Below are 2,231 nucleotides of genomic sequence, written 5' to 3' on the forward strand. Positions count from 1 at the left end.
GGCCCGCCAGCTCGGCCAGCAGGGCCGGGTCCCAGCGGCCGGCCCGGTCGCGCTCGGCGGCGGTCGGCCGCACGATCCGGTCGGCGGCGTCCCGGGAGCATTCGGCCGGATTACCGCCGGCCCCCCTGGCGGCGGCGTCCGACGTGGAATTCGGATAAAGCATTCAGATCCCTCTCTCCTTTTCGGTGGGCGCGGTGACCGCCCCCGCGAGAATGCGGGAGAACGGGCGCGCCGCAGTGATTCTGGAGCTTTCGGCATCATTCCCGGACACCGTAACCGAAGGCCCGTACGAGTCGGGGGTGCCTGTCCGAAGATTTGTCGACCCGCCGACAGGGCCCTTGCAGAGCTGACGGGGCGTGACATTCGACAACGGTCCTTGACAAAACCTGACATGGAATCCGTTGCCTCCACCGGGCGCGATCTCGCACGATATTCGTCGTCAAGCCGCACGATTCGTCGAAAGACCCGGAGCCGTGTCCCACGGAATCCGGGTCCCGAGCAAGGAGGGAAACGCGATGGCACCCGCGCAGCACCAGAGCGACCTTGCCGAGAGGCTGCCCCACCTGTCCGACGCCACCCTGCGCGACTCCGCCCACATGGCCGGCGTGGAGTTCGGCCGCCAGGACGCCGCCCGCATCGCGGACCTGCTGGTGCGCACCGGCGTCGAGCTGGTCGAGGTCGGCATGATCTCCGGCCCCGACACCAAGGACGCCGACCTCATCCTCGCCACCCACGAGGCGGTCGGCCCCGAGCGCAGCATGAGCCTGGTCATGGTCCGCGACCGCCAGCAGGTCGAGGCGGCACTGCTGGAGGCGAAGCGGCTGGACGTCCGCCACGTGATGTTCTCCATCCCCACCTCCGAGCAGCACGCCGGGCTGAAACTGGCCTCGCCCAGCCTCAAGTACCTGAACGCACTGGCCAAGGCCGCCATCGGCACCGCCAAGGACCTCGGCTTCCACGTCACCTTCAGCGGTGAGGACGGTGCCCGCACGCCCAAGGAGCGGCTGGTGCCCTACGTGGCGGCCGGCTTCGAGGCGGGCGCCGACCGGTTCCGGCTCGCCGAGACGGTGGCCTGCCTGTCGCCCTGGCAGATGGAGTCGCTGATCGGGGAGATCACCGCGATCGACGGCTCCGAGATCGAGATCCACTCGCACAACATGCTGGGCATGGCGGTCGCCAACTCGCTGGCCGCCGTCCGGGCCGGCGCGCAGTGGGTCTCCGCCACCGTCGGCGGCATCGGCGAACGCGGCGGCAACGCCCCGCTCGCCGAACTGCTCACCTCGCTGCGGGTCATCCACGGCGACACCCGCTTCGACCTGTCCCACCTGACCGAACTGAGCGCCCTGGCCCTGCGCGGCGCGCAGCTCGGCGAGGCGTTCCAGCCCGGCCCGACCACGGCGCACGCCTTCGCCTACGAGCTGCCCGGCCAGCTGACCCACCCCGAGGCGTACGAGACCCTGCCCGCCGAACTCCTCGGCAACACCCGCGAACTGCGGGTGCGCACCCGGCTGACGCCCGCGCTGGTCCGCTGGGCGCTGGAGGACTCGGGCGTCCAGGTCGACGTCGACGCCTTCACCGACTGGCTGACCGCGCAGCAGGAGAACAACGGGCGCCACCTGCTCGACCGCGAGGGCATCCGCAAGGCCGCCGTCGACTACAGCTCCCGCTGACCGTCCCCGACCCGAACCCTGGAGGAACCGTGTCCACCGCCACACTCACCGGTGTCTGCCCCGAGTGCGAGACCGACCTGACCACCCCGCCGCTGGTGGAGGGCGAGACCATCGCCTGTCCCGAGTGCATGCTGACCCTGCGGGTCGAGGAGGTCGTCGACGGCCACCTCTCCTTCCGCATGGTCGAGGTGCAGCTCCGTGACTGGGGCCAGTGAGCCCATGGACCGCACTGTCGCCATCATCGCCGACCGGATCGGCTGGGAGGAACGCCGGCTGATCGAAACCGGCACCCGGCTGGGGATCCGGATGGTCTGGGTCAACGACGAGTCGCTGGCCCTGGGCGCCCCCGAACGGGCGGCCCTCGAACCGTACGACGCGGTCATGGTCCGCAGCCGCAGCTACACCCGGGGCGGCCTGATCGCCACCCTGGCGGAGGCCGCGAAGATACCCACCCTGAACTCCGCGGCCGCGATCCACGCCTGCGAGAACAAGCTCACCCTGCGCGCCCAGCTGCGGGCCGCCGGGGTGCCGGTGCCCGACTTCCGGCTGGTGCTCTCCCGG

General features: G+C 70.9%; 3 protein-coding genes. All 3 read left to right on the top strand.

Annotated elements, in window-relative coordinates; all coding sequences use genetic code 11:
- The first annotated feature begins 515 nt into the window (after positions 1 to 515).
- Positions 516 to 1,670 (top strand): isopropylmalate synthase, encoded by a 1,155-nt coding sequence (locus ACWEO5_RS38395; protein WP_452166695.1) that lies wholly within the window; start codon positions 516 to 518, stop codon positions 1,668 to 1,670.
- A gap of 29 nt (positions 1,671 to 1,699) precedes the next feature.
- A complete protein-coding gene (locus ACWEO5_RS38400; RefSeq protein WP_344559462.1) occupies positions 1,700 to 1,885 on the top strand; it encodes a lysine biosynthesis protein LysW in 186 nt (61 codons plus the stop codon).
- A gap of 4 nt (positions 1,886 to 1,889) precedes the next feature.
- The coding region (locus ACWEO5_RS38405; protein ID WP_452166696.1) for an ATP-grasp domain-containing protein at positions 1,890 to 2,231 on the top strand (342 nt) is incomplete at its 3' end.

The organism is Kitasatospora sp. NPDC004272 (genome assembly GCF_053603035.1).